This is a genomic window from Micromonospora sp. NPDC005206 (genome assembly GCF_040608175.1).
In the GTDB taxonomy this organism is placed as follows: domain Bacteria; phylum Actinomycetota; class Actinomycetes; order Mycobacteriales; family Micromonosporaceae; genus Micromonospora.
In genome coordinates, this window is the sequence record NZ_JBEXHU010000080.1 from 1 (window position 1) to 1282 (window position 1282).

1 protein-coding gene is annotated in these 1282 nt (G+C 66.8%); it reads left to right on the forward strand.

Annotation, left to right across the window (positions count from 1 at the left end):
* Positions 1–173 precede the first annotated feature (173 nt).
* Positions 174–1282: IS110 family transposase (locus ABZU69_RS37085; RefSeq protein WP_354968870.1), on the forward strand; the 1109-nt coding region annotated here is incomplete at its 3' end.

Below are 1282 nucleotides of genomic sequence, written 5' to 3' on the forward strand. Positions count from 1 at the left end.
GCGAGACGCTCCCACATTGCGGCTGCCCACCGGTGTCATTGGTGTGGCTCTCTCATGGCCTGCGGTCTCGCCGGGCACCGCGCGAGGAGAGGCTGAAAAGGGGTTTGTTCTGCTCGAAGTAGCGGTGCCCTCCTTGCTGACAACTCACCGAGTTCAGTCAAGGGGAGGCGCCGATGTCGGTGATCATCGGGATGGACCCACACAAGCGCTCAGCAACCATCGAGGTCGTCGACGAACGCGCCCGGGTGCTCGCAGTGGGCAGGTACGGCACCGACAAGACCGGCTACGCGCAGATGCTCGCCGCCAGCCGCAAGTACACCGATCGGGTGTGGGCGGTCGAGGGGTGCAACGGCATCGGCAAGCACATCGCCCACCGACTGGTGCATGACGGTGAGACGGTCATGGACGTGCCCGCGAAGCTGTCCGCTCAGGTGCGGGTGTTCGCCACCGGCAACGGCCGCAAGACCGACCCGGTGGATGCGCACTCGGTGGCGATGGTGGCACTGCGTTCGCCGAACCTGGTGCAGGTCCAGCTCGACCCGGACCTGCAGGTGATGGGGATGCTGGTCGACCGTCGCGACGAGCTTGGCCGGGCACGGACGCAGACCGTCAACCGGCTGCACCGGCTGCTGCTGGACCTCTTCCCAGGCGGGGCGAAGCAATTCCTGTCCGCCCGGCAGGCACGTGCGCTGATCGCGACCATCAAACCCCGCGACATCGTGGGCAAGACCAGACGCCGCCTCGCCGTCGAGCTGATCGGTGAACTTGAGAGCATCGACAAGAAGATCAAGACCGCGGAGAAGGACCTCAAAAAGCTGGTGATCGCCCGCGGCTGCACCCTGATGGACCTGCACGGCATTGGCCCGTCAGGTGCAGCCCGGCTGCTGGCAGACGTCGGCGACATCCGCCGCTTCGCCGACCGCAACCGGTTCGCGTCCTGCAACGGCACCGCCCCGCTGGACGCCTCCTCCGGCGACCAGCAGCGTCACCGGCTCTCCCGCGCCGGCAACCGACGGATCAACCGGACACTGCACATCATGGCCGTGGTCCAGCTACGCAACCGCACCGAAGGCCGCGCCTACTTCGACACGAAGAAAGCCGCCGGGAAGACCTCCATGGAAGCCATGCAGGCGCTAAAGCGGCGACTGTCCAACGTCGCCTACGCCCGCATGCTCGCAGACCAACAACAACGGCAGGCGGCGGATCCGGGAGGGCACTCGGGGACGACTCTGCAACCCAGCGTGACCGACCTGACCCCGGACATCGGCCCTTCGGACAAGCC